Origin of the sequence: Terrisporobacter mayombei (assembly GCF_020748465.1) — a bacterium.
Taxonomy (GTDB): Bacteria; Bacillota; Clostridia; order Peptostreptococcales; family Peptostreptococcaceae; genus Terrisporobacter; species Terrisporobacter mayombei.
Genome location: NZ_JAHZMP010000009.1, coordinates 1 through 23,199, shown reverse-complemented (window position 1 = coordinate 23,199; position 23,199 = coordinate 1). Strand labels below are relative to the sequence as shown.

Genomic DNA, 23,199 nt, shown 5'->3' with positions numbered 1-23,199 from the left:
GGGATTTTATGGAACTTATTATAAAGAATATAAGCAAAGAATTTAAAGATAAAATAGCTGTTGATAAATTTAGCGTAACTTTAAATAGTGGAATATATGGTCTACTTGGACCAAATGGTTCAGGAAAAACAACTCTTATGAGAATACTTGCAGACGTTTCTAGTGCCAGTAGTGGAGATATTTTAGTTAATGGAGAAAGTAAAAGTGAGCTAGGTGCTGAGTATAGAGATTTAATAGGTTATGTTCCTCAACATATAGGATTTTATAAAAATTTTACAGCAGAAAAATTTTTATATTATGTAGCAGCATTAAAAGGTGTTGATAAAAATATTGAAAAAAGTAAAGTCGATGAACTTCTAAAATTTGTTAACTTAGAACAAGATAGAAAAAGAAGAATAGGAAAGTTTTCAGGAGGTATGAAGCAAAGACTAGGAATTGCACAAGCTCTTTTAAATGACCCTAAAATACTTATATTAGATGAACCTACGGCAGGTCTTGATCCAAATGAAAGGATAAGATTTAAAAACTTAATATCACAATTATCTAAAGGAAAAATAGTAATACTATCAACACATATAGTTTCTGATATAGAGTTTATAGCAAATGAAGTACTTGTTATGAAAGATGGGAAATTAGTTGAAAAATCATCATTAGAGGATATTTTAGATACTGTTAGAGGTAAGGTGTACACAATAAGTGTTAATGAATGTGATTTAGAAGAGGTTGAAAATAAGTTTAAAATATCTAGTATGATAAGAAATAATAGTGGAATTAACGTAAGAGTAGTTGGAGATAAGAAACCTAATATAAATAAATTTAAATACATAGAAGAAGAGCCAAATTTAGAAGATGTATTTTTATATTATTTTAATGAAAGTGTCAGTATATAGGGGGATTTTGAAATGTTAGATTTGATAAAATTTGAGTTATATAAAATATTTTCTAAAAAATCAGTACGTATAGTTTTGTTATTAACTATATTATTTGGAATTTTTAATGTAGTTGCTGAAAGTGTATATGTTAAATATCAAGGTGTAGATCATATAGATGATGTATATAGTATTATGAAAGAGTACGATGGAAAGGCTATTACAGAAGAAAGTGCAATTAAGGCAGAAAATACTATAAATGATTTAAAAGAAAAGAAAAGCAGGGGAGAAAAACTTACTAAAAAAGAAATTATTTATATGAATTATTTGTACGATACAATGAGATCACCATATCCCACATATATAATAAATAACAAATACTATACAATAGATGAAATGAAAGATGAAATAAATAAATTAAAAAATGAAAATAAAACAGATACATATGAATATAAGAATCTTAATTTTATATATGAAAAAGTGAAAAATGTACAAGAATCAAAATTTTATTTTTCTCATGGGTGGCTGTCAACTGTGGACTTTAAAGCAATAGCAACATTGATAACAACTCTAATAGCAGTAGGATTAGCAGCAATATTTAGTGATGAATATCAAAGCAATAGCGCACAAATAATGTTAAGTTGTAAATATGGAAAGAATAAGATAGTTTTATCTAAGATGATAACTGGTTTAATATTTACAGCAACAATATTTATTATAATAAATGTTGTATATATGATTGGAGCCTTACTATATGATTTTAGAGGGTGGAGTACGCCTTTAGAGTTATTTAAATACTATGGAAATACACCTTTCGATATGAGAGTTATTGACTTTTATATAACAGGATTAGGTATAAGCTTTATAGGTGCAATATTATATTCTTTAGTAACGATGTTGATGTCATTATTAGTAAAAAATAATATGATAGCTTTATTATTAAGTTTAGGTTTGTACTATATTCCAGCATTTTTCGGAAATTTCATCCCAATGGATTCAGTAGGAAGGGTATTTAGGGAAATAAACTTAGCAGAAGCTATTAAAATAGAAGGTATGTTTGTAAATCCTAGTACTTATAATATTCTGGGAACACCCGTATTATATTCAACTTTATTAATAAGTCTAGTAGTTGTATTTATACCAATTGTAATATATTTAATAAGATATTTTGGAAAAAAACAGACTATATAGCTAACGAATTATAAATTTAGAATTTATATCAAATTATTTAAAATAAAATACAATTGATGCACATGGGAGAAAATCTTCTATGTGCATTTTTGTATTATTTTTAAAATTACATAATAAATTATTGGTAAACAATAATTGTACTGATACTATTATATTATAATTATTGTTTTACAATAATAATTAGGGGAAGGGGAAATACTTATGAACATGTTGAAAACGAAAAAAATACTAGTGATAACATCAATAGTATCATTGGTATTAAGCTTCATAATGATATTTATTTTAAAATCAGAAAGTAGCCTTTATATTATGTATTATCCATTTGACTTAATAGGGTATGGACTTAGAAAATTATCACTTTCATCAATAATTGGAAATATTATAGCTTTGTTTATCTATATATTAACTTGTTTAATACCTTCATTAATTTATCTATACAAATATAAGAAAGGGAGTAACAAAGAGATAGATTGTATATTAATAGGTGCAAGTACATATTTATTTTACGCAATATACCAGTTTATAAATCCCATGGAACTTTACTCCTTATTACCCAATGATCTATATGGTAGTGAAGGATTTATAAGTGCAGGAAAACTATGTGTATCTATGATGTTTTATATTATAATAATTAGCTATTTTGTACTAATTTCACTAACTTCTTTATCATTACAAGAAAAAACTAATAATAAAAATGCTTTAAAAGGCCTTCAAATAATTTTAGTTTTATTTTTAATATCGGATATAATAGTAATATTTTATTTTGGAATATTTGATCTTTTAAGCAAGTTATATAAATCTGGATTTATATTTTATATAATAAAATATATTTTATCAGTTGCTCCTATGATAATGTCAATGATAGTTATTTTTGTGGGGATAAAACTTATTAATGATTTTAGACAAAATCAATACGGAGAAACTGTAGTAGAAAGCATTAAGAAAATATATGAATATAGCAAAATAACCGTATATTTATCAGTTATATATTCTCTATTAATAAACGGTATGCAGTTATTTTTATCTTCTACTATAAGAGATATTAATATGTTTTTAAGTGTGCCATTTATACCTTTAATAGTTGCTTTTGTGGGAATAATATTATGTAAATATTTTCAAGAAAGTAAGGATTTATACGATGATAATAATACAATTATTTAGCTAAAATAAGGAGGCAAGAAATGGGCATAGAAGTACACTTAGAAGATGTATTGAAGAAAAAACAAATGACATCTAAGGAACTTGCCAAAATAATAGGCATTACAGAAGCTAACCTTTCCATACTTAGAAGTGGAAAGGCCAAAGGTGTAAGATTTGAAACTATAAACAAAATTTGTTTTTATTTAGATTGTGAAATAGGGGACATATTAAAATTTGATGGTAAATTGGGGGATAATGAGGATGAGGATTCAAACCAATAAGAAAATATTAAGTTTGGTATTAGTAATAGGAAGTGTAATTAATTTATCTGGTTGCCAATTAGCAAAAGAGGATAGCCAGTATAAAGAAGTGGAAAACTTATGTGGAACATTTATTACTTATGAATTAGATGGTAAAGATTCTACTTTTGATGATGAATATAAAAAATATTATGGTACTTTTGGAGAAAAAATATTTGATAAAGATATAGAAAAATATAAATTTGGAAATTTAAAAGGATATGCACTTTTTCTGCATAAAGAAGGAAAAGGTGAAAACAAATTAAAAAGTGCAGTTGGTGATAATGTATTTCAAAATATACATTTTAGTTTAAATGTTAATTACAGAGGAAAATAGTAAAGAAATTATTACTACAGAAGATACAGAAACAGTACCAGAACCTGATATAAATGCAACTTCTGAAGAAAATAAAATTGAAGCTACAATATATGTTACAAGCAAGTTTAAGGGAATCATTCAATTTAATCCTATAATTAAAGAGGGTAAAAAATATTATACTGTAAGGGACGGAAGTAGTATTCATGTTGATGGAGAAAAGGAAGGAATATCATCGACTTCAGCAAGCAGTAATAGTACAACTAATGACAATTCAAAAAGTAAGACTGAAAAATTTACCTATACAGTAAGTGTTGAGCCTGTCGATGAGTTAAAAAGTATAAAAATAAAAGAAATTAGTAGTAATGATACAGTTATAAACACAAAAGATATTGTACACAAGAATAATGATTATAAATTTAAAATAGGTAAAAATACAGCATATATAATAGTAGAAGAGATTTGCATTGATAAGAATGGAAAAGAAATAACTAAACGTACTATTTATGATAGATATAAAATAAATAACGAGGAGATTAATCATCTTTGTAATTATGCCAACAAAAATGGTATAGTAATACCTAAGAATTTATATATTAAAAAATAATAAAAAATATTAACTAATACACAGAGAAATATTAGTATATATAGATTGAAAATAAGCAAATGCGAAGGATCATAGCATAAGTGTCATCGAATGTTCCCTGTGAATTTTCATGAACGATGAATTTTAATTTATAATTTATTAGTAAAAGCCTGCTCATATGTAGGCTTTTTGTGTATATTTCTAGATAGTAATTAATATGATAGCTATTGTAGAAAAAAATTTAAAAATTTAGCACTCATTGCTTGACAGTGCTAACAAAATGATTATAATAATAAGTAAGAAAACAAACAAAGAACAAATCATAGTGCATAAACAAAAAATAATATTAAAATTTAAACTTATCTTTTTACTTAACCAAAGTAATAGGATAAATGTAAGGAGGAATTAATTATGAAATTAGTACCAATGAATAACAATTTAGGATTTAGTTTATTTGACAATATGTTTGATGATATGTTCAGAGGTCCATTTTTTACAAATAGTGGGTCAACAACAAAACTTATGAAAACAGATATACAAGAAAAAGATAATAACTATATCCTTGACATGGATTTACCAGGATATGATAAATCTGATATAAAAGCACAACTTAAAGATGGATATTTAACAATAACAGCACAAAAGAATAGTTCAAAAGAAGATAAAGATGAAAAAGGAAACTATATAAGAAGAGAAAGATATTGTGGAAAGTGTTCAAGAAGTTTCTATGTAGGAGAAAATTTAAAAGAAGAAGATATAAAAGCAAGTTTTAAAAACGGAATATTGGAGCTTACATTCCCTAAAGAGGTAGGAAAAAAAGAAAAAGAGATAAAATATATTACTATTGATTAGTAATAAAAAATTTAACATTTTTAGCACTCGACACTTGACAGTGCTAACAAAAAAATTCTATAATTAAAATGGGAGTAAATAGTAAATGTGTTAAAATTAAATTAAAGCCCTTAAAATGCAAGGTTATTTATTCCCCCACCTTGCATTTTGTGATTTGAAAATAATTAAATTTTATAAAGATATAAGTTTAAGGAGGATAAACATGGAAGTAACAAAAGGTAGTATTTCAATTGATACAGAAAATATTTTTCCAATAATTAAGAAATGGTTATACTCAGACAAAGACATTTTTATAAGAGAATTAATAAGTAATGGTTGCGATGCTGTAAGCAAATATAAAAGACTTGTTTCTCTCGGCGAAGTTAAAAATTCTCAAGATGAAGAGTATAAAATTACAGTATCGGTAAGTAAGAATAATAAAACTATAAAATTCAACGACAATGGTATAGGAATGACAGCCGAAGAAGTAGATAAATACATAAATCAAGTTGCTTTTTCTGGTGCAGAAGATTTCTTCAATAAATATAAAGATAGAATGGAAGAAACTGATATTATAGGTCATTTTGGATTAGGATTCTATTCATCATTTATGGTATCTACAAAGGTTGAAATAGATACATTATCTTTCCAAGAGGGAGCAGAGCCTGTAAGATGGATATCAGAAGGTGGAACTGAATTTGAAATAAGTCCATCAGGAACAAGAACTACAAGAGGAACTACAATAACACTATTTTTAGCTGAAGATAGTGAAGAATTCTTAAACGAATATGAAGTAAGAAGCATAATAAATAAATACTGCTCTTTCTTACCTGTTGAAATATATGTAGAAGGCGAAGATGCAGAAGTTAAAGAAGATGAAGAAAAAGTTGAACCAGCACCATTAAATGATACTAATCCATTATGGTTAAAATCACCTAAAGATTGTACAGATGAAGAATATAAAGAATTCTACAGAAAAGTATTTAATGTATTTGATGAACCATTATTCTGGATTCATTTAAATGTGGATTATCCGTTTAACTTAAAAGGAATTCTTTACTTCCCTAAATTAAACAATGAGTTTGAACTAGTAGAAGGTAAGGTAAAACTTTATAACAATCAAGTATTCGTAGCAGATAATATAAAAGAAGTTATACCAGAATTCTTATTATTACTTAAAGGTGTAATAGACTGTCCAGACTTACCACTAAATGTGTCTAGAAGTTTCTTACAAAATGACAGAGATGTAAGCAAAATATCTAAGCATATAGTTAAGAAGGTTGCTGATAAACTTAAATCTTTATGCAAAAATAATAGGCAAGAGTATGAAAAATTCTGGGATGATATACAAATATTCATCAAGTTTGGTTGCTTAAAAGATGAAGGTTTCTATGACAAGGTAAAAGATTATATCTTATATAAAGATATAGATGGAAAATATATTACATTAACAGATTACCTAGAGGTAGCAAAAGAAAAACATGAAAATAAAGTTTTCTATGTAAATAATCTGGATCAACAATCTCAATATGTTAAACTATTTAAAGATTATGGATTAAATGCAGTTGTACTAGATAGTACAATAGACAACAACTTTATTTCATTTATAGAATACAAAGAAATGGGAACTAAGTTTAATAGAATAGACTCAGATTTATCAGACGTACTAAAAGACAAAGATAGTGAAGAAAATAAAGAAGAAGATGAAAAAATAACTTCATTATTCAAGTCTGTTATAAATGAAAGAGTAGAAGAATATTCAGTGGAAAGTCTTAAAAATGAAGAAACACCAGCTATGATTTTAGTATCAGAAGAATCTAGAAGAATGATGGAAATGCAATCTAGGTTTGCTGGAATGAATTTTGGAATGGACTTAAAAGAAGAAAAAACTTTAGTTATAAATAAGAATAACCCATTAGTAAAAAAATTAGTGTCACTAAAAGACAATGAAGATAAAAAAGAAGAAATAGATGTGATTTGTAATCAAATAGTAGATTTAGCTCTACTTGCTAATAAAGAATTAAATGCAGAAGAATTAGATTTATTTATAAAAAGAAGTAATTCTTTAATGAGTAAGGTGATAGCTTTATAAATCATTATTAATATAAAATGTAATAAAAAAAACTCCCTCTTAGTGTTTAAGAGGGAGTTTTTTATTAAGCTAACGATTTTAATATCATGGTATAAGCAAAACTCTTTTGAGTATTAATAGATTGGTCATCACTTAAGCTGATTTGTCTAAAGTGGTTAGCATTAATTTTATTAATAATACCCATAGAAGAACTTATAAGCACATATCTTTGATAATCTCTGCTTAAATCTTTATTAATAATATTTTCATCTATTCCAGTATTAATTACATAATCCAACAAATTATAAAGTTGAGTTTTTAATTCTAAAATTTCCTCAAAATCTTCAAGTAGAATATTATTTAATTCTTTTGGTATAACTTGATTATATAATATTCTTAAAGAGGGAAAGATGAATTTTCCACTGTTAATGCTGTAATGAAATAAATGGTTACACTGTTCTTTAAAAGTAGAAACTTTTTTTATAGCTTCGATAGTATTTATAATATCTATTTTAAAATTATAAATTATTGACCTTGCTATAATTTCATCTTTGCTTTTAAAATATTCATAAATTGTACCTTTTCCAATTCCAGCAGCTTTTGCAATATCAGACACTTTAATATTTTCAATATTACTATTATCAGTTATTATTTTCTTAAATCCATCAAATATTAGCAATTCTTTTTCTGCGTATTTTCTGTTCATGTTTAGTCCTCCTCATCGATGATTATCTGTCTTAATTCTTTGCGACGATGGAATATATCGTATAAAGTAGGAACAACAAATAAAGTTAATAGGGTAGCGTAAGTTAAACCGCCTATAGTTACTATAGCTAAAGCTTGAGATATTTCAGCACCCATGCCAACACCAAGGGCCATTGTAGACATGGCTAGTATTGTTGTTAAAGCAGTCATTAGTATAGGTCTTATACGAGTACGTCCAGCCTCTATAAGAGCTTCTTTTTTATTTAATCCACTTATACGCAATTGATTCACATAATCCACAAAAACTATACCGTTATTAACAACTACACCAGCAAGAACTAAAAATCCTAGCATAGATATAACGCTTAATTCTTGGCCAGTTATAATTAATGCTAGTAAACCACCAGTAAATGCAAGAGGTATAGTGAACATTACTATAAATGGCGACAATAATGATTGGAATTGTGCAACCATTATTAAATAAATAAATGCTATGGCAAGAGCAATCATTTTAATTAAATCACTAATAGCTTGATTAATAGATTCAGTTTCGCCGCCCATTTTTATTTCATATCCAATAGGAGTTTTATAATTATCTAATTTTGATTGAACTTCCTTACTTACTAAACCTATATTGTGCTTAGAATCAATACCAGCTGTTACAGATATATATCTAGTTTGGTTATCGTGATTTATAGAAGTAGGAGTATCAGTCATTTCTATAGATGAAATATCTTTTAATTTTACTGAAACAGACGCAGTTCCTTTTGTTCCAGTGATTTCAACATTTTTTAATTTATCTAGACTTGAAGTATCATGATTAACAATAATTACTGGATAGTCTTCAGAATTTATTGTCAAAGTAGTTGAAGTAGTTTCTGTTGATAATTTTGCAGAAACTTGTTGGAATACTTGAGCCACTGTTAATCCATACTTCATAGCTTTATTTTTGTTGATTACAATTCTTTCTTCCTTAGCAGTTATACCCATACCACCATTGATATCGGTAGTACCTTCTATACTGGATAGCATGATTACCAAGTCATCAGAAATTTTCTTAAGTTCATCTAAATCATCACCTTTAACAATTATTTGTAATCCAGATCCTCCTAAAGAAGAAGTATCCATAGATGAAGACGAGACTGTAACTTCACAATTAAGAGACTTTGTTTTTTCTTTTATCTCTTCTGAAATTTCATCATTTGTTTTCTTTTTATCATCTTTTAAAATAACGTAAGCGGCCATATTATTAGGGTTATTTGAAGATGAACCAAATGACATGGGACCTGATGAATCCATAGCTCCGATACCTTCCACATCATCAATTGTTAAAACTTGTTGTACAACTTGATCTGTAATATGTCGAGCTTCCTCTTTTGGAAGATCACTATCTATATTGATAGTTGCCATCATTTGTGGTGAATCCATTTTTGGCATAAATGATGTTCCTATTTTAGTTGTTGCAAAAGCAGCAACTATTAATAGTACTACAGAAAAACATAAAACAACAGGTTTAAATTTTAAGCATAGTCTTAATAATTTTTCATAGCCATCAACCATTTTATCAAATAAAGGATGAGACTTTTCATCTACATTAGATAGTAAATTTGATGCCATACACGGTACTAAAGTTAAGGCAACGATTAAACTGGCAATTAAGGAGTAGGCTATTGTAAGCCCCATATCTGTAAATAATTGTCTAGTTATACCTTCAGTAAAAACAATAGGTAAGAATACACAAATAGTAGTAAGTGTGGAAGCAAAGATTGCTCCAGATACTTGTCTAGCTCCATATACAGCAGCTTTAAATTTGCCCATTCCTTTATTTCTTAGTCTATAGATATTCTCAATAACAACTATACTATTATCGACTAGCATCCCAACTCCAAGGGCTAAACCTGATAAAGAAATAATATTTAATGTAACGCCACTAAAGTACATCAAAACAATGGAAAATAATAAACTTATAGGAATACTAAATGCAATCACAATAGTTGGTTTTATACTTTTTAAGAATATTAGTAAAACAAAAATTGCTAGTATACCACCATAAATTAGGTTATCAAGCACACTCGATATAATAAAATCTATATAAACGCCTTGATCCATTAAAGAAAGAATATGTAATTTATTATTACTATTATTTAAATCCTTAATTACTTTATTTATTTCGTTACACACTTTAGTAGTTGAGGCAGTACTAGTTTTTTGGAAGGATAGTATAACACCAGCATTTCCATTTATGTTTGTATAACTATCTGATGAGTTGTCTGACATTTTTACATTGGCTATATCTTTGAGGTGTACATCACCAATGCCATCCATAGAAAATAATATTAAATTTTTAACTTCATTTATAGAAGTGAACTTATCTCCTACTTTTACAGAGTACTCAGTTTCGTCATCAGATATATATCCAGCAGGCATGGAAAAGTTCTCTGCTGTTAGAATTTGATTTATTGTTTCTGGAGTAATTTTATCTGTTATATCTGCTGATTCTAAAGCTTGTTTTCTAGCTTCATTTAACTGAGTTTCAGCAGATTTTATTTGTGATTCACTTACGGAAAGTTGTACAGTAGCTTTTGTTAATTCTTGAGACAGAGTAAGCTTAGCACTTTCCAATTCTTTTTGTTGCTTTTTTAGCGTTTCCAATGAATCTACTGCACTTATTCCTTGACCTGCATTTGATATGGCCTTTTCTAAAGATGCTATGACACCTTCTAAGCTTTCTATATCTTCTTGCAATTTTTCTTTATCAATAGTAGAATCTTCTGGCAAACTATTCAGTTGTTTTTTTAATTCTTTTAATTTTAACTTAGTATCATTAAGGGTGGTAGTTGCACTTTCAATATACTTTTCTAAATCTTCTTTGCTAGAACCTGTTGAATTTAAAATACCAGCCATACTTTCTAATTGGTTTATACCAGATTGAAGTTGACTACTAGCTTCAAGAAGTTTTTTCATTTGAGTATTACTTTGTTTTTCTAGGGCGGCTTTTCCATTTTGTATTTCTGATTTGGCGCTATTAAGTTGACTTTGTTGTTTATCTAATTTAGAAGTAACACTTGATTTTAATTTGTTATTTAATTCGTCAATTTTATCTTTGTTTAAAGATATTTCTAACTGTTTTTCTACTAAACCAACACCTGTTACAGATGCGACACCATTTATACGCTCAAACTTAGGGATTATTTCATTGTTAACATAAGTAGAGACTTCTTCAATATTCATATTGTCTACATCCATACTTAATGTCATAACAGGCATCATATCTGGATTAAGTTGCATTAAAGTAGTTGCTCCAACACCATCTTCTAGAGAATCTTTAATTAGGTCTATTTTGCCGTTTAGATCCAACATGGCAGTGTCCATATTTGTATCTTGATTAAACTCTAGAATTACTACACTGTAGTTCTCGTTTGAAACGGAAGTTACGTTCTTAATTCCGCTTGTAGTTGAAACAGCTTGCTCAATTGGCTTTGTTACTGTTGTTTCAATTTTTTCTGGGCTAGAACCAGGATATGTAGTCATAGCGATTACATAAGGTAAATCTATACTAGGTAATAAGTCTGGGGTCATTTTTGTGAAGGACACAAATCCTAGCATTAGTACCATAATTACAGAAACAAAGACAGTTAAAGGTTTTCTTACACTGAATTTTGGTAGCAAATATTTCACCTCTTTCTTAATTTTAGAACTGACTAGTCAGTCAGATATTTTTAATTGTAATCATGTTGAATATTAATTTCAATAAAATGGAAAATTTAAATCAAAAATTTATTTTACCTTATCTTTAAGAGAGATATTTATAACTTATATCATTTATACTTAATAAGCATTTAAAGAAGGTATGACCTCATATATATAGATATGTAATAAATTAAGAAACCTTCAGGAGGATATTATATGAAAATGTATATGAAAGGGAGTAAACGTTCAAAAGAAACGGGTAATCCTATTCCAAATACAATAGCCTATGCAGCTATTAAAAATTTTTTAGCATCAAAGGAGTTTGCAGAAACAAGAGAGGAGTATTGTATTGGGAAATTGGATAAGAAGCAAGTGAGTCAAATAATGACAGATATAAAATGGTTATTTAAGAATTATAAAGATCTGGAAGTTTTAGCAATAGAAGATAGTGATAATAAATTCATAAGGTTTATTTTATAAACATATAGTTAAAAGAATAAATTTGTTTCAATATAAAAAAGGAAATGATATAAAACATCATTTCCTTTTTCTTTATGTTAATGATAATTAACTAGCTTTTTCAAATTTTTCAACTTCGTTTTTTTCTTTCTTAACTCTCATCATAAATGCGATGAAGAATGCTATAGCAACAACAACATCAGTTGCATTAGAGAATGTAGCATTTAATTTAAATCCTTCTGGAGCTTGTAATATATAAGCTACAGATACATAACTCATGAATATTGCAGGTATTACAGCTATCCAGTAGTTTTTCTTATTAACTAATAAGTAAGCAGCACCTGTCCATAAGAATATCATTGCTAATGTTTGGTTAGACCAAGCAAAATATCTCCAGATTATATCGAAGTTTATTTGAGTTAATGCAACACCAACTGCAAATAAAGGTAAAGCTAACATAAACCTATTTTTTAATCCATCTTGCTTTATTTTGAAAGCATCAGCTATTGTAAGTCGAGCACTTATGAAAGCAGTATCTCCTGAAGTTATTGGGCAAGCAACAACGCCAAGAACAGCAAGAATAGTACCAGCAGGTCTAAGTAATGCTTTAGATATTGTGTTGACAATTTCAGAAGGAGTACCAGCAGCTTGTATATCTAAGCTATCACCAAAGAATGCTATAGTAACAGCGCACCAGATTAAAGCAACAATACCTTCAACTATTATTGATCCGAAGAATACTCTTCTAGTTTCAGATTCTCTATTTATACATCTAGCCATCATAGGTGATTGAGTAGCATGGAACCCTGATATTGCACCACAAGCTATTGTAGTGAATAAGAATGGGAATATAGACAATCCGCCTGGATGCATATTTGTAAGGGCCTATTATCATAGCACCAAATAAACCAGCTGCCATTAATAATAATGCAGATCCGAATATTGTATATAATTTTCCTATAACCTTATCAACTGGTAATACAGTAGCAACTATATAATAAATTATTATTAACACTAACCATATATTTTTGTTTATACCAGTCATAGAAGTTAATAAACCAGCAGGCGAAGTTATAAAAACAGTACCAACTAAAACAAGAAGTACTATTGAGAATGCAACCATTATAATCTTCATATTTTTACCTAAGTATATTTCAACTATTTCTGGTATAGAAGTACCATCATGTTTCATAGATATAACACCTGATAATAAGTCATGAACAGCTCCTGCAAATATACAACCAAAAGTTATCCATAAGAATGCAACTGGTCCAAATAAAGCACCTGAGATAGCTCTGAATATTGGTCCAGTACCAGCTATGTTAAGGAATTGAATTAAGAAAACCTTATGCCAAGGCATCGGCATGTAGTCTACACCATCTTCAAGCCTTATAGCTGGAGTTTGAATAGAATCATCGTATCCTAAAGTTTTACTTACATATGTTCCATATGTGAAGTAACCTATAACAAGGATAGATACACATGCCAAAAATGTAATCATTTTAGTCCCCCTTCTAATAATTGCAATATAATTTTTCTGTCAATAAGGAAGCGTTTTTATACATAAAAATTTCTGTATACTGACACATTTTATTTTAGATAAAATATGCACTTATCAATAAATAAAATTATAATTTAACTTTATAACTGTATAATAATAAAAAATGTTGTAGTATTATATAATTAATTGATAGCTATAATGTAGGAAGGAAATAAATATGTTTGGATATGTTAGAATAAATAAAAAGGACTTAACTTTTAGAGAGTTTGAAGATTATAAAGGGTATTACTGTGGATTGTGTAAATACTTAAAAGAGAATCATGGGGAAATATCTAGATTAGGCTTAAATTATGATATTACTTTTTTAATCGTGATTCTTACAGCTATTTATAAACCTAAAACTAATATTGTAGAAGAAGTCTGTATAGTTAGCCCCTTTAAAAAGAAGAAAAAAATTATAAATGAAATAACAGAATATGCAGCTAGTATGAATACACTATTAACGTATTATAAATTAGAAGATAATTTATTAGATGATAAAGGAATAAAGGATATTTTAGCTTATAATATTTATAAGGGGAAATTAAAATTAGCTCATGAAAAGTATCCTAATAAATCAAAAGTTATTAAAGAACAAATGAATTTACTTAATCAATTGGAAAAAGAAGAAAATTGCAACATAGATAAGGTATCAAATACTTTCGGAGAGCTAATGGGAGAAATTTTTTCTTATAAAAATGATAAGTATGAAGAAGATTTAAGAAGGGTAGGCTTTAATATAGGGAAATATATTTATATATTAGATGCTTACGAAGATTTAGAGGCTGACTATAAAAAGGGGAGGTATAATCCTTTTATAGAATGTATAGACAATAAAGAAGAATTAAAATTGAAAGTTGATAGATTAATTAGTATATCTCTAGGCTTATTAGCAGCGTCAATTGATAACTTAAATTTACAATTAAACAGAGGAATTATAGAAAATATAGTTTATTCTGGTGTATATTTAAGGTATAAAAATATATTAGAAAAAGGATGTGGGAATAATGTACAGTAATGTTTATGAAAATGACTGTTTTATGAAAGCAAGGAGAATGATTGAAAATAAAGATTTTAAAAGAGCATATAATTTTTTACAAAGTATAAATGAAAAATGTAGTGAGTGGTATTACTTAACAGGATTATCTGCTATGAATATTGGATACTATGAAGAAGGAGAAGACTTTCTAAAAAGAGCTAAGTTTATGGATCCTAATAATAAAGAATATGTTTATTCTTATAATAGATATAATAATTATAGAAATGATTATGACAGACGTTCTTATAACTACAATAGAAATAGACGTTATGACTCACCTGGTTGCTGTTGTTGTTGCTGTGATGATGACTGTTGTAGCAATTTATGTACTTTATATGTATGTGATTCATGCTGTGAATGCTGTGGAGGAGATTTATGTACTTGCTTCTAGGAGATGATGAATAATCATGAGTAGAAAAATTGCCTATAGTGGTATATTATTGTCCTTAAATATTATCTTATTACTGTTGGTTAATATAATACCCATAAATACTTTATTTCTTTTGGGTCTGGCATCTTTGCCAATAGCTATTGTAATTATTGAATATGGACCTAAGGCAGGGATTATATTTTATATAGGATCTGTTCTATTGAGTTTTATGATTATGGCAAACAAAGCTCAATGGATATTATATATTTTTACATTCGGTATTTATGGTTTAGTAAAATATATAATAGAAAAAGATAGAAGCTTTGTTCAAGAATATATATTAAAATTTTTAGCTGCAAATATACTTATAATATTTGCATATATAATCTTAAAACAATTTGTGTATATTCCCATTAATATATTTACCGTATTAATATTTGAAATAGCTTTTATAGTTTATGATTTTGTATATTCTCAATTTATAGATTTTTATAATGATAAACTTAAAAGATTTGTAAAAAGATAAATAAAGGAGACTATTAAGTATTTTTATAGCTTTATAGTCTCCTTTTATATTATAAATTAAAATATTTTTTTTGAGATTCATTTAATTCTTCATCACAAGAAGGACAATTATAAGTTTTTTCATCACCTATAAATTTGCTGTCTTCTTCCTTAAATTTCATCTTTATCTTTTCAGTAATTCCTATTTTAGTTAAATCTTTTCCGCATTTTTTGCAATTATTAATAGAGCACATATTCTCTAACAATTCTGTCGTAACATTATCAATATTACTATTACAATTATTACAGAAAACTTTATTGTCTCTTTTTCTATTTAATTCCTGGGACTTACTTTTATCTTGAGAAAAAGAAAAACTTATTTCTTCATATACCTTATAACCTGATTTAAGTATGTTTGTATTACAGTGAGGGCAAAGGAAAACAGGGAAGTAATCATTATGATTTTTTTCTTCATTTACTTCTGATGATTTATTTATTTCTGTTTCTGTATTATCCTCACTTAATTTGTAGTCACCATCTAAGTAATTGTAAACATCATAACTTTTATAATCCTTTGATACAGCTAAAAGATGTTCTTTAATAGATAAATAACTTTTGTTTTTAGATGGAATATTTAAGTCTATAACATTATTATCTATTACATACTTTAAGATAGATAAGTAGTTAAATTTAGCAGCATAAAAAAGTACCATTTCATCTAGTTTTTGCTCTCCTACTTTATCTGAAAAATCAATCCAGATTTCAGGAGATTCCAAGTATAGTTTTTTGCTTATTTCATCTAAATCATTATATATATCGCTAAAGCTTAGTATTTTTTCGTTGATTTTCAAACTATCATCCTCCGTACAAATAATATACTATAAGCCTATATCAAATCTTTCTACATTGCAATCCAAAGAATATACAATATCTTTTCTTTCTACGATTATTTGGGCCTTGTCATGTAAAGTCTCATCCTCTATCATATGATTTAATAATTCATTAGTTGGATTTATAGCAATTGGATTACCAACACGTTTAAGCATATTAATATCTCCGTTAGTATCTCCATAGGCATAAGACTGGCTTAAATCTATATCATACTTTTCAACAAAACTATCTATAGCTACATTTTTACTTTCTGCATCCCACATGGGAATTACTGTTCCGTTAAATTTTCCATCTTCAAATATATAGTTACTACCAACATAATCTGAGGCACCGTATTTTTTAGCCATTTTTTCAACTAAGAAATTTGGGCTACCGGATATGAATATAACTTTGTGCCCATTGTCTAAATGCCATTTAATTCTTAAGCGAGTATATTTATAAACACGCTCTGCTTTTAACGCAATAACCTGGTCGCTAGTAAAATCTATACAAGACTTATCTACATTTTGTAGTGATTTAACATATAAGTCACATATTTCTAGTAGATAATCATCATAATTTGCTTGTCTTTTATCCCAGTCTAAAAAAGTGTCTCTAGCATGAGTAACCCAAGCTTTTTGATCAACTATTTCGTATTTAATAAGCTTTTTGAAATGCTCTACCATCAGGGAGTCTCTGTAGATTGTTCCGTCAATATCAAAAAAAGCTCCTATATTTTTCATTGAATCACCTCATCTAAGTATTTACTTTATTATATTATAAAATTCAATTTTGTTGTAAACTATAATTATAAATAGAAAATAAAATATGAGTTTTAACTATTTAGTAATTATAAAAGTATTAAGGACGTGATTTGATGACATTTGATTATGCCAAAGTAACAAAATCTAGACTTATGGGAAGTATGGGTCTTACTATTAAATATGAGAATAATGACAATAATATATACCAGTATTTTTTATTAGATGGAGAAGGACTAGGAATTGCTGATTATGTTAGTTTAAAAAATCCTACATCAAAAGAAGCTTGTAACGAGGAAGATCGATTAATGGGTGGCTTAGGAGAGAACAGGATACTAGTTAAAGAAGAAGTAGCTTTATTCTTAATAAATCATTTTGGTAGTAAAAATTTAGAGTATGGTAAAGAATTACCGGGAGACACAGAAGAGTACATAGATATAATAACAAATTATAAAAGTAATTTAACTCTAGATGAAGTTTATCCTATTATAAATAAAAAGGTTGATGATGAAGTTGAATTTATAAATTATATGACAATGAGATTTATAGCTAGAGATAGAGAAAGTTTAAAATATTTTTCTGGTAGTGAAGAAATATCAAATAATCATATAACAAAAATTAATGGAGCTCTTTTAAAGAATAAAGTAACTAAAAGAAATGAAGAAGTATATATTAGTGAAGCTTTATATGAGGACGAAGATGGATATTATACTTGTAAGATAGCTTTTAATATATTTAAAGAAAAAGATAATTTTAGAATTAAATCTTTATTAGTTACAGATAAAGAACCTATATATGATTTTGAAGTTTTTGATGAAATATCAAAATCTGAATTTATAGATGTTTACAAAGTTAAAAATAAGGATGAATTTCTAATGGAATTCTATAACGACAATCCATTTATGTTAAAAAGCGAAATGGAGGAAGGGGTATTCTTTACTAGATTTAATTTTAATAATAATCATGTAAAAAAAGATATTTATGTAATAAATAATGATATAAAATCAATATATTATCAGTTAGGTGATGAATTTTTTGTAGGAACTTACTCTGAAGGAGATCGAAAATACATTAATAAGTTACTAATGACTAAATATAAAGAGTATTTAAAAGTTGATGAAAGTTATTTCTTTGAAGAAAATGTTCTTTATGACTTTGTAGAATCTGGATCAGATGATTTTGAGGATTTTTTAGATTAAAATTACATAAACGTAATATAGTTGTAAGGTAAATCCATATGTGTTTTTTATAGAGTATTGTAGAATAAAAACATAACTTGTTAAGACAAAATATTTCATAAATATGAAAGGGGTTATAAATATGAAAAATATATCTATAAAAAACAAAGGAATAATATTTAATTTAATAGCAGTAATAGAAGTTATAATTGAGGTTATATTTGGTGTAAGTTTTAATAAAAAACTATCATCATTAAATAATTGTCGCTAAATATGAGATTTATAATAAATTTAATAAATAATATAAAATATGCTTTTCTAGAGTCAATCTAGAGAAGCTTTTTTATATTAAAAATAAATGTCAATATTGGAATAAAAAAAGAAGGGCAATGCTAGTATAACTAGAATGCCCTTTTTTGTATTTATAATATTGGGGGAATATTATGAGGAATACATTAAATAGTGTAGACAAATTTTAAAATTTTATAACACCTTTTTAAAAAAAATTAAAAAACCCCTAATATATAGGGGCTATACTGATATTTTAATATTGTTTAATCTACATTTCTTCCTCATCAAACTCATCCATATTAACGGTAGGTATATTTTGCATTACACCAGGGTACATCATGTTAGGTGGCATCGTTCCAGGATACATCATGTTAGGTGGCATCGCTCCAGGAAACATCATATTAGGGGGAAACATGCCAGGAAACATCATATTAGGAGGCATCATAGGAATCATAGGTATATTACTCATTTGATTATTCATCTGATTATTCATGTCATGCATATTATTGTTGTTTTCAAATTCCTCCTTCATGTTGTTGCTAGGCATATTTTCATAAGGATTAAATTGTTGATTATCTACATATTGATTAGAATATGTTGAGTATTCAGGGTTTATATTTTGATTGAAATTTCCGCCTTGGTTGTTATTCATAACATAAGGATTCATGTACATTAAAGGATCTATATATGGTTGAGGGTATATATAGTTTGGATCTATGTTATCGCTCATTCTATTAGGATACATATTATTATAATTCATTTTAATATGAACTCTCCTTTCAATTTTTCATATAATAAATTTACTAATACTACTAATATATATATTAAAAAAAAATCTAGATATGAGTATTTTAAAAATAGTTACAAATCTAAAAAATATATAAAAAGGTTGCACAAATAGAACAAATATCATAATATTAATATATGAACAGTTGTTCATATATTAATATTAGTCGGAGGAATACAAATGAAAGATATTATAAATAGATGCGAATGTACCTGTGTACATGAAGAGGTAATATGTAAGGTTAAAGATAAAATGCCTGAAGATGAAAAACTTTATGATTTAGCAGAGTTATTTAAAGTCTTTGGCGATACTACAAGAATAAAAATTTTATATGCTTTATTTGAAGAAGAAATGTGTGTATGTGATATAGCAGATCTTTTAAATATGACTCAATCGGCAATATCTCATCAGCTAAGGGTTTTAAAACAAGCTAGATTAGTTAAATTTAGAAAAGAAGGCAAGATTGTTTATTATTCATTGGATGATAATCATATAAATCAAATATTTAACTGTGGCTTATGCCATATAGAGGAAACTTATAATAGATAGGGGGTATAATAATGTTGGCGGCAGTATTGACAAAAAAAGAGCTAATGATAAATGGATTAACATGTGCTCACTGTGCTGAAACTATAGGAGAAGCTGTAAAAAATATTAATGGAATTGAAAGTAGTAATATGAATTTTATCAGTAAAAAACTAACTTTAGAAATTGATTCTTCTTGTGATGAAGAAACAGTAATAAGTGAAGTGATGTCTCTTATTGATTCAATAGAACCAGGACTTGATATTCAAGTACTTGATAAAAAAGTAAGCACAGGTAATAAAAAAGAGTTAATGTTAAATGGATTAACATGTGCCCATTGTGCAGAAGTGATAGGTGATAAAGTAAAATATTTAGAAGGAATTCAAAGCAGTAACTTGAATTTTGTAAATAAAAAATTAACACTAGAACTAAATTCTCGAAAAAATGAAGACAAAATAATAGAAGATGTTATTGGTTTAATTGATTCAATAGAACCAGGTCTTGATATTCAAGTGGTTGGAAATAAAAATAAGTCATATATGAAGAAAGATATTATTTTAGGAGGTCTTAATTGTGCTCACTGTGCAGAAGTAATAGGTAATAAAGTATCTTTACTAGATGGAGTTAAAAGCTCTAATATGAATTTTGTAAATAAAAAACTATCTGTAGAAATATATAATACAAATGAAAATATTACAATAAAAAATATAATAAACATAATAAATGATACAGAACCAGGACTTGACATACAAGTTGAAGGAACAAAAGAAAACAAAAAAGCTAAAAAAGAAAGTAAAGTAATAAGAGATAATAATAAATTAGAACTTCTAAAGATATTATTAGGGACATTTGTATTTATATTTGCATTTTATGAAGAAATGATGGGAGTAGAAAGTAAATATTCAATATTAATATTCTTAGTGTCTTATATATTAGTAGGTGGAGATGTTGTATATAAAGCTTTACGAAATATGGCAAAAGGTAGAATATTTGATGAAAACTTCTTGATGACTCTAGCAACGGTTGGAGCAATTGCAATAGGAGATGCATCAGAAGCTGTTGGAGTAATGTTATTTTATAAGGTTGGAGAATACTTACAAGAGCTTGCAGTAGGTAAATCAAGAAAATCTATTTCTGATTTAATGCAAATAAAACCAGATGTGGCAAACTTAAAAGTAGGTAACTCTATTAAAGTTGTAGATCCAGAAGAAGTAGAAATTGGTGATTTTATAATAGTTAAGCCGGGTGAAAAAGTACCTCTAGATGGTGTAGTAGTAGATGGAAATTCTATGGTAGATACATCTGCATTAACTGGAGAGTCTGTTTTAAGAACTGTTAAGTCAGGAGATGAATTATTATCAGGATTTATTAATAAAAACTCTTTATTAACAGTAAAAGTAACTAAAAGTTTCTCTGAGTCTACTGTATCAAAAATACTAGACTTAGTAGAAAATGCAAGTAGTAAAAAGTCTAAAACAGAAAACTTTATATCTGTATTTTCAAAATACTATACACCGATAGTAGTTATATTAGCTACATTGATAGCAGTAGTTCCACCAATATTTGTTCCAGGAGCAATGTTTAGTGATTGGTTACACAGAGGATTAGTATTTTTAGTTGTATCATGCCCATGTGCTCTAGTTTTATCCATACCACTAAGTTATTTCAGTGGAATAGGTGTTGCTTCTAGAAATGGTATATTAATAAAAGGAAGTAACTATCTAGAAGCTTTAAGATATGTTGATACAGTTGTGTTTGACAAAACTGGAACATTAACAGAAGGTGTATTTGATGTTGTAAAAGTTAATGCTGTTGGAATATCAGAAGAAGAATTAATTAAATATGCATCTATTGCAGAAGCTAATTCAAATCATCCAATTGCTAAGTCTATTTTAAATTACTATAATAAAGAAATTAATTTAAATAAAATAGAAAGTTATGAAGAAATAGCTGCCTATGGAATAAAAGTAAAATATGAAAATGAAGAAATATTAGCTGGAAATGAAAAATTAATGACAGCTAATAATATAAAAGTAAATAAAAATGAACAAATAGGAACAGTTGTTTATGTAGCGGTAAATAATCAGTTTAAAGGATCTATAGTTATTTCTGATAAAATAAAATCAGATAGTGAAAAAGCTATTAAGGAAATAAAAGATCAAGGAATAAAGGAAACTGTTATGCTAACTGGAGATAATAAAGAAGTGGCTGACTCAGTAGCAAGACAGTTAAAGGTAGATAAAGTATACTCAAATTTATTACCAAATGAAAAAGTAGAAAAGATAGAATCTATATATGAAGGTAGAAATGAGAAAGAAAAAATTGCCTTCGTAGGAGATGGAATAAATGATGCTCCAGTTCTTGCCCGTGTAGATGTAGGGATAGCTATGGGTGGTTTAGGATCAGATGCAGCCATAGAAGCGGCAGATATAGTTATAATGACAGACGAACCAAGTAAAATAGCTGAGGGAATAAAAATATCTAAAAAGACTTATAAGATAGTATGGCAAAACATTATATTTGCATTAGGTATTAAAGTTATAGTTATGATATTTGGAGCTTTAGGTATGGCAAGTATGTGGGAAGCAGTATTTGCTGATGTAGGTGTTGCTTTAATCGCAGTATTAAATGCAATGAGAATAATGAAATAAAATATTAAAGTACTACTTTATTATATTGTAAATAGGTAAATTTACGTATATTATAGTGGTACTTTTTTATTTAATATAACAAAGCACGCTAGTTATAGAATTTCATTAGAATTAAATATTTATTATAAAATATAGGATAAAGGTTAATATAAAACTGAATGTGTAAAAGCTTGAAATTTCAATGAAAATTCAAATACAATGATAAATTTAGTTTAATAATAAGTCATAAAACGTCAATAATTTTAGAAAAAATATAAAAAAACTTTTAAAAAGATATTGACGATATTTTACTATGGTGATATAGTATTACTTGTCCTTGAGACAGGGACAAAACGTCAACAAAAACTTTTGGAAAAAAGTTGTTGACAAGGAAAAATAGCTTTGATAGAATAAAGAAGCTGAAACAAGCAAAGAACTTTGAAAATTAAACAGTAGGTTAACAATAAATTAATTCTTTAAGAATTAAACTGAAACAACAAACAAACCAAGCCAGATATTCAGATAATGATTAGTCTGAGCGATGGAC

The 23,199-nt window shown here is 27.3% G+C and carries 23 protein-coding genes; 16 read left to right on the top strand and 7 right to left on the bottom strand.

The window, feature by feature from the left end; translation table 11 throughout:
* Nucleotides 1–8: 8 nt before the first annotated feature.
* From K0039_RS18130 to htpG, 8 genes are all read left to right on the top strand, one after another.
* On the top strand, nucleotides 9–890 hold the full coding sequence (locus K0039_RS18130; RefSeq protein WP_228106480.1) for an ABC transporter ATP-binding protein: 882 nt from the start codon (nucleotides 9–11) through the stop codon (nucleotides 888–890).
* A 12-nt stretch (nucleotides 891–902) separates the two neighbouring features.
* A complete protein-coding gene (locus K0039_RS18125; RefSeq protein WP_228106479.1) occupies nucleotides 903–2,060 on the top strand; it encodes an ABC-2 transporter permease family protein in 1,158 nt (385 codons plus the stop codon).
* A 201-nt stretch (nucleotides 2,061–2,261) separates the two neighbouring features.
* Complete coding sequence (locus K0039_RS18120; protein ID WP_228106478.1) at nucleotides 2,262–3,221, top strand: hypothetical protein; 960 nt, start codon at nucleotides 2,262–2,264, stop codon at nucleotides 3,219–3,221.
* A gap of 20 nt (nucleotides 3,222–3,241) precedes the next feature.
* Entirely contained in the window at nucleotides 3,242–3,481 is a 240-nt protein-coding gene (locus K0039_RS18115; protein WP_228106477.1) for a helix-turn-helix domain-containing protein, read from the top strand.
* Nucleotides 3,462–3,836 carry a hypothetical protein gene (locus tag K0039_RS18110; RefSeq protein ID WP_228106476.1) on the top strand — a complete coding sequence of 125 codons (375 nt, stop codon included), beginning with the start codon at nucleotides 3,462–3,464 and terminating at the stop codon, nucleotides 3,834–3,836. The genes K0039_RS18115 and K0039_RS18110 overlap by 20 nt, the downstream gene beginning before the upstream one ends.
* Nucleotides 3,814–4,422 (top strand): hypothetical protein, encoded by a 609-nt coding sequence (locus K0039_RS18105; protein ID WP_228106475.1) that lies wholly within the window; start codon nucleotides 3,814–3,816, stop codon nucleotides 4,420–4,422. Before K0039_RS18110 ends, K0039_RS18105 begins: the two co-directional genes overlap by 23 nt.
* 390 nt (nucleotides 4,423–4,812) lie before the next feature.
* A complete protein-coding gene (locus K0039_RS18100; RefSeq protein ID WP_228106474.1) occupies nucleotides 4,813–5,253 on the top strand; it encodes an Hsp20/alpha crystallin family protein in 441 nt (146 codons plus the stop codon).
* A gap of 202 nt (nucleotides 5,254–5,455) precedes the next feature.
* Nucleotides 5,456–7,324, top strand: coding sequence for a molecular chaperone HtpG (gene htpG / locus K0039_RS18095; protein WP_228106473.1), 1,869 nt, complete (start codon nucleotides 5,456–5,458; stop codon nucleotides 7,322–7,324).
* A gap of 64 nt (nucleotides 7,325–7,388) precedes the next feature.
* Here htpG and K0039_RS18090 read toward each other — a convergent pair whose 3' ends face one another.
* Nucleotides 7,389–8,009 (bottom strand): TetR/AcrR family transcriptional regulator, encoded by a 621-nt coding sequence (locus K0039_RS18090; protein ID WP_228106472.1) that lies wholly within the window; start codon nucleotides 8,007–8,009, stop codon nucleotides 7,389–7,391.
* 2 nt (nucleotides 8,010–8,011) lie between these two features.
* Nucleotides 8,012–11,686, bottom strand: coding sequence for an efflux RND transporter permease subunit (locus K0039_RS18085; RefSeq protein WP_228106471.1), 3,675 nt, complete (start codon nucleotides 11,684–11,686; stop codon nucleotides 8,012–8,014).
* 228 nt (nucleotides 11,687–11,914) lie between these two features.
* On the opposite strand from K0039_RS18085, the gene K0039_RS18080 reads away from it, so the two are divergent.
* Nucleotides 11,915–12,178: a hypothetical protein gene (locus tag K0039_RS18080; protein WP_228106470.1), complete on the top strand. Its 264-nt coding sequence runs from the start codon at nucleotides 11,915–11,917 to the stop codon at nucleotides 12,176–12,178.
* 87 nt (nucleotides 12,179–12,265) lie between these two features.
* Here K0039_RS18080 and K0039_RS23920 read toward each other — a convergent pair whose 3' ends face one another.
* Nucleotides 12,266–13,030 carry a carbon starvation CstA family protein gene (locus K0039_RS23920; protein ID WP_331476782.1) on the bottom strand — a complete coding sequence of 255 codons (765 nt, stop codon included), beginning with the start codon at nucleotides 13,028–13,030 and terminating at the stop codon, nucleotides 12,266–12,268.
* On the bottom strand, nucleotides 12,930–13,658 hold the full coding sequence (locus K0039_RS23915) for a carbon starvation CstA family protein (protein ID WP_331476781.1): 729 nt from the start codon (nucleotides 13,656–13,658) through the stop codon (nucleotides 12,930–12,932). Before K0039_RS23915 ends, K0039_RS23920 begins: the two co-directional genes overlap by 101 nt.
* Nucleotides 13,659–13,875: 217 nt before the next feature.
* Here K0039_RS23915 and K0039_RS18070 point away from each other — a divergent pair, with 217 nt between their 5' ends.
* Genes K0039_RS18070 through K0039_RS18060 form a run of 3 tightly spaced genes read left to right on the top strand, consistent with a single transcriptional unit; the run spans nucleotide 13,876 to nucleotide 15,632 of the window.
* Nucleotides 13,876–14,715, top strand: coding sequence for a DUF5685 family protein (locus tag K0039_RS18070; protein ID WP_228106469.1), 840 nt, complete (start codon nucleotides 13,876–13,878; stop codon nucleotides 14,713–14,715).
* On the top strand, nucleotides 14,705–15,127 hold the full coding sequence (locus K0039_RS18065; protein ID WP_228106468.1) for a tetratricopeptide repeat protein: 423 nt from the start codon (nucleotides 14,705–14,707) through the stop codon (nucleotides 15,125–15,127). The genes K0039_RS18070 and K0039_RS18065 overlap by 11 nt, the downstream gene beginning before the upstream one ends.
* A gap of 16 nt (nucleotides 15,128–15,143) precedes the next feature.
* Nucleotides 15,144–15,632 carry a DUF2232 domain-containing protein gene (locus K0039_RS18060; RefSeq protein ID WP_228106467.1) on the top strand — a complete coding sequence of 163 codons (489 nt, stop codon included), beginning with the start codon at nucleotides 15,144–15,146 and terminating at the stop codon, nucleotides 15,630–15,632.
* Nucleotides 15,633–15,681: 49 nt separating this feature from the next.
* On the opposite strand, the gene K0039_RS18055 is transcribed toward K0039_RS18060, so the two are convergent.
* Entirely contained in the window at nucleotides 15,682–16,461 is a 780-nt protein-coding gene (locus tag K0039_RS18055; protein WP_228106466.1) for a hypothetical protein, read from the bottom strand.
* Nucleotides 16,462–16,488: 27 nt separating this feature from the next.
* The gene (locus K0039_RS18050) at nucleotides 16,489–17,223 is read right to left on the bottom strand and encodes an HAD family hydrolase (RefSeq protein ID WP_228106465.1); all 735 of its coding nucleotides are present in this window, start codon (nucleotides 17,221–17,223) and stop codon (nucleotides 16,489–16,491) included.
* A 134-nt stretch (nucleotides 17,224–17,357) separates the two neighbouring features.
* Here K0039_RS18050 and K0039_RS18045 point away from each other — a divergent pair, with 134 nt between their 5' ends.
* A complete protein-coding gene (locus tag K0039_RS18045) occupies nucleotides 17,358–18,440 on the top strand; it encodes a hypothetical protein (RefSeq protein WP_228106464.1) in 1,083 nt (360 codons plus the stop codon).
* Nucleotides 18,441–18,561: 121 nt separating this feature from the next.
* Nucleotides 18,562–18,690 carry a hypothetical protein gene (locus K0039_RS22070; protein ID WP_265589527.1) on the top strand — a complete coding sequence of 43 codons (129 nt, stop codon included), beginning with the start codon at nucleotides 18,562–18,564 and terminating at the stop codon, nucleotides 18,688–18,690.
* A gap of 288 nt (nucleotides 18,691–18,978) precedes the next feature.
* Here the strand turns inward: K0039_RS22070 and K0039_RS18040 are convergent, their stop codons facing one another.
* Nucleotides 18,979–19,470, bottom strand: coding sequence for a hypothetical protein (locus K0039_RS18040; RefSeq protein ID WP_228106463.1), 492 nt, complete (start codon nucleotides 19,468–19,470; stop codon nucleotides 18,979–18,981).
* Nucleotides 19,471–19,677: 207 nt separating this feature from the next.
* Here K0039_RS18040 and K0039_RS18035 point away from each other — a divergent pair, with 207 nt between their 5' ends.
* Together K0039_RS18035 and K0039_RS18030 are read left to right on the top strand one after the other, a co-directional pair.
* Complete coding sequence (locus K0039_RS18035) at nucleotides 19,678–20,046, top strand: ArsR/SmtB family transcription factor (protein ID WP_228106462.1); 369 nt, start codon at nucleotides 19,678–19,680, stop codon at nucleotides 20,044–20,046.
* 11 nt (nucleotides 20,047–20,057) lie between these two features.
* A complete protein-coding gene (locus tag K0039_RS18030) occupies nucleotides 20,058–22,673 on the top strand; it encodes a heavy metal translocating P-type ATPase (protein ID WP_228106461.1) in 2,616 nt (871 codons plus the stop codon).
* Nucleotides 22,674–23,199: the final 526 nt, after the last annotated feature.

Bases quoted from the DNA above. Each gene is read 5' to 3' on its own strand.
- K0039_RS18130 (WP_228106480.1), top strand. From the start codon at position 9: ATGGAACTTATTATAAAGAATATAAGCAAAGAATTTAAAGATAAAATA.
- K0039_RS18125 (WP_228106479.1), top strand. From the start codon at position 903: ATGTTAGATTTGATAAAATTTGAGTTATATAAAATATTTTCTAAAAAA.
- K0039_RS18120 (WP_228106478.1), top strand. From the start codon at position 2,262: ATGAACATGTTGAAAACGAAAAAAATACTAGTGATAACATCAATAGTA.
- K0039_RS18115 (WP_228106477.1), top strand. From the start codon at position 3,242: ATGGGCATAGAAGTACACTTAGAAGATGTATTGAAGAAAAAACAAATG.
- K0039_RS18110 (WP_228106476.1), top strand. From the start codon at position 3,462: ATGAGGATTCAAACCAATAAGAAAATATTAAGTTTGGTATTAGTAATA.
- K0039_RS18105 (WP_228106475.1), top strand. From the start codon at position 3,814: ATGTTAATTACAGAGGAAAATAGTAAAGAAATTATTACTACAGAAGAT.
- K0039_RS18100 (WP_228106474.1), top strand. From the start codon at position 4,813: ATGAAATTAGTACCAATGAATAACAATTTAGGATTTAGTTTATTTGAC.
- htpG (WP_228106473.1), top strand. From the start codon at position 5,456: ATGGAAGTAACAAAAGGTAGTATTTCAATTGATACAGAAAATATTTTT.
- K0039_RS18090 (WP_228106472.1), bottom strand. From the start codon at position 8,009: ATGAACAGAAAATACGCAGAAAAAGAATTGCTAATATTTGATGGATTT.
- K0039_RS18080 (WP_228106470.1), top strand. From the start codon at position 11,915: ATGAAAATGTATATGAAAGGGAGTAAACGTTCAAAAGAAACGGGTAAT.
- K0039_RS23920 (WP_331476782.1), bottom strand. From the start codon at position 13,030: ATGCATCCAGGCGGATTGTCTATATTCCCATTCTTATTCACTACAATA.
- K0039_RS23915 (WP_331476781.1), bottom strand. From the start codon at position 13,658: ATGATTACATTTTTGGCATGTGTATCTATCCTTGTTATAGGTTACTTC.
- K0039_RS18070 (WP_228106469.1), top strand. From the start codon at position 13,876: ATGTTTGGATATGTTAGAATAAATAAAAAGGACTTAACTTTTAGAGAG.
- K0039_RS18065 (WP_228106468.1), top strand. From the start codon at position 14,705: ATGTACAGTAATGTTTATGAAAATGACTGTTTTATGAAAGCAAGGAGA.
- K0039_RS18060 (WP_228106467.1), top strand. From the start codon at position 15,144: ATGAGTAGAAAAATTGCCTATAGTGGTATATTATTGTCCTTAAATATT.
- K0039_RS18050 (WP_228106465.1), bottom strand. From the start codon at position 17,223: ATGAAAAATATAGGAGCTTTTTTTGATATTGACGGAACAATCTACAGA.
- K0039_RS18045 (WP_228106464.1), top strand. From the start codon at position 17,358: ATGACATTTGATTATGCCAAAGTAACAAAATCTAGACTTATGGGAAGT.
- K0039_RS22070 (WP_265589527.1), top strand. From the start codon at position 18,562: ATGAAAAATATATCTATAAAAAACAAAGGAATAATATTTAATTTAATA.
- K0039_RS18040 (WP_228106463.1), bottom strand. From the start codon at position 19,470: ATGAATTATAATAATATGTATCCTAATAGAATGAGCGATAACATAGAT.
- K0039_RS18035 (WP_228106462.1), top strand. From the start codon at position 19,678: ATGAAAGATATTATAAATAGATGCGAATGTACCTGTGTACATGAAGAG.
- K0039_RS18030 (WP_228106461.1), top strand. From the start codon at position 20,058: ATGTTGGCGGCAGTATTGACAAAAAAAGAGCTAATGATAAATGGATTA.